The organism is Gammaproteobacteria bacterium, assembly GCA_028819075.1.
Lineage (GTDB): Bacteria > Gemmatimonadota > Gemmatimonadetes > Longimicrobiales > Gaopeijiaceae > BD2-11.
In genome coordinates, this window is sequence record JAPPMM010000008.1 from 1 (window position 1) to 2,492 (window position 2,492).

General features: G+C 68.5%; 3 protein-coding genes. 1 reads left to right on the forward strand and 2 read right to left on the reverse strand.

Annotation, left to right across the window (positions count from 1 at the left end):
• On the forward strand, nt 1-190 hold a 190-nt coding region (locus OXU32_00665; protein MDE0072482.1), incomplete at its 5' end, for a hypothetical protein.
• Nucleotides 191-474: 284 nt separating this feature from the next.
• Here the strand turns inward: OXU32_00665 and OXU32_00670 are convergent.
• Both OXU32_00670 and OXU32_00675 read right to left on the reverse strand, forming a co-directional pair.
• The gene (locus tag OXU32_00670) at nt 475-1,416 is read right to left on the reverse strand and encodes an SUMF1/EgtB/PvdO family nonheme iron enzyme (protein ID MDE0072483.1); all 942 of its coding nucleotides are present in this window, start codon (nt 1,414-1,416) and stop codon (nt 475-477) included.
• A 42-nt stretch (nt 1,417-1,458) separates the two neighbouring features.
• Nucleotides 1,459-2,492: RnfABCDGE type electron transport complex subunit D (locus tag OXU32_00675; GenBank protein ID MDE0072484.1), on the reverse strand; the 1,034-nt coding region annotated here is incomplete at its 5' end.

The following is a 2,492-nucleotide window of genomic DNA, read 5'->3' on the forward strand; positions in this document are numbered from 1 at the left end:
GAGCCCCGGCTCGACGCTCTTCCTGGTGTGGCAGCAGCGCCGCTACCACCGCGCACTGCGGGACGCTTGGGACCCGCTAGCGTCCGACGGCATCGGCGACTTCGATTTCCGCTACGACGCCGGCGAACTCGTGCGCATCCGCCCGGACAACATCTTCCTGATCAAGGTGAACTACTGGCTGAACCTCTGAGGAGGCACGATGGCTCAGATTATAGTGCGTGAAGAGCGATCCGCGGCTGAGAAGAAGAGGTTCGCCGAACGGGCCCGGGCCTCGCGCCAGAGGTTTCAATCCGGCACTGACAGCACGGAGACGATCCGGACGGATCGCGACCGGGACGGAGCACGGTAACGGGCTACGCCGCTACCCGAAACGCCATCCAGCAATGGATGCGTGCGGTGGAGAAAAGCGTCCACTCGTTGTTTTGTCGCCGTGAAACGCGCGGCCCAAGGCGTGGAGTACTCGCCCACCACACATCAACGCCGCGCAATCACCACGCGAAACCCGATGAACTCGCGCCTCACGTCCGGCCCTGCGGCGCCCCGGATGGCGGCGCGCACATTGCGAACGGGATCGGCAAAGGATCCGCCCCGCATCACCCAGAGCGGGTCGCCCTCGAGCCCCTCCCGGTCGTCCGTCTCGTCGTAGGGGTAGGGCTGCCAAGGGCTGCGGGTCCACTCCCAGACGTTGCCGCTCATGTCACGCAACCCGTGAGCGCACTCCGGGCAGTCCACCTCTCCCACGGGCGCGGTCCTGCCCGTCGCGAAGTTCGCCCTGTCCCGCCGCAACTCGTTTCCCCAAGGGAAGATGCGTCCGTCGCCCCCACGGGCCGCTTTCTCCCACTCCGCCTCGCTCGGCAGCGTCACGCGCCAGCCGCCGGCGAGTCGGCTCCTCACCTCCGCCGGCGTCGCCGGGGACTCGCGCAGAAGCTCCTCCAGCCACCGGCAGTACGCCAGGGCGTCGGGCCAGGAGACGAGGGACACGGGATGGAGCAGGGGCCCCGCGAGAGCCTGCGGGTCGGTTTCGTGACCGGCGGCTTCGACGAAGGCCGCGAACTGTGCCACGGTCACCTCGCTGCGGCCGATGAAGAACGCCGGGACATCGACGACGCCCTGCGGCCGATCGGCGCTCCAGCGCTCGACGTCGTAGGCGAGGGTGTCAATGGCGGGATCGCTCCCCATGAGGAAGGGTCCGTCGGCGATCTCCACGAAGCCGAGCAGCGGGCTGTCCGGCAGATGGCCCAGATCGGCGCGGTAGCCCGGAAGCTCGAGAGCGAGGGCTGCGGATTCGGCAGGAACCGGAGCGATTCCCCCGGAGTTCAATGACCCGGATCCGGCCCGAGCCGTCTGATGGCGATAGTCCAGGCACACGCCCACCAGGATCAGGCCCGCCGCCGCGAACGCCGCCAGGAGCCTCATCGGGCCTCGATTCCCAATCTCATTGCACCCCCGCCCCACCGCTCATTGCACCTCCATCCCCAGCCGCTCGCACGCAAACGCCCAGCCGTGGCTGCAGGCGCGCTCGTAAAGCGCCGGTTCCGGCATGTCGATCAGGTTCAGGCCCCCCTGCCGCAACAGCAGCCTGAGATCCAGCGGGCGTGGCGGCGCGCGACTCACCACCGAGGGATTGAGCAGGTTCACGCAGCCGGCCTGGAACTGCGCCTCGCACGCCCGCGCGAAGAAGCCAAGCGCCAGTTCCGCGTCAGGCTCCACGATCCGGCCCTCGACGTAGTGCGCGCCCAGCTCGTTGCACGCCCAGCCCGCGTTGTCGGCGCAGTAGCTCGCCTCGATCTGCACCAGCCGCTCGCAGGCGTCTGCCCGGCCCTCCTCACACGCCTCCTGCCAGAACGGCAGCATGTCGCCCCGGTGGCGGCCATCGGTCCGCCCGGTCGCGGTCATGGCGGCGAAGAAGGTTGTCCACACCGCCATGTGCACCAGGTTGGCCGTCGCCCATCGGACCTCGGTGAGGCGCCGGATGGGCGGACGGCTCTGGAGCGAGCGCACGAAGCGGTCGATCAGGGGCACGCTCAGGTTGAGCAGCGGCACGCACAGCAGCTTGTCGTAGAAGGTCGGGGCACCCACGGCCTCGAGAAACCAGAACAGCCCGAAGACCCCAGCGCCGTACAGCGCTCCAAAGATGGCCTTGCCGGTGCGTGTGCGGGGTGAGGTCGACGGGTCCGTGACCAGCAGGTGCAGCCCCAGGAAGACGGCGGCCGGAATCTCGGAGTCGATGAAGTAAGGGACCCCGGTCGCCGCCCCGTAGAGCGCGCTCAGCCCGAAGAGCGCGGCCGCGGCCAGCCCCGACACGAGGGTGACCCGGAAGAAGTACATCACAACCAGGCCGAGCCCGAACAGGAGCAGGTAGATCGCGGGAACGAAGGTCAGCGTGGTGGCAATGTCCTGCCCCCACGTCAGATCGCTCGTCCCCGTTGCGATCAGCGCCAGCGAAAACAGTCCCAGCGAGAACGCCGAGGGGTTGAAGATGTGCGTGCGCC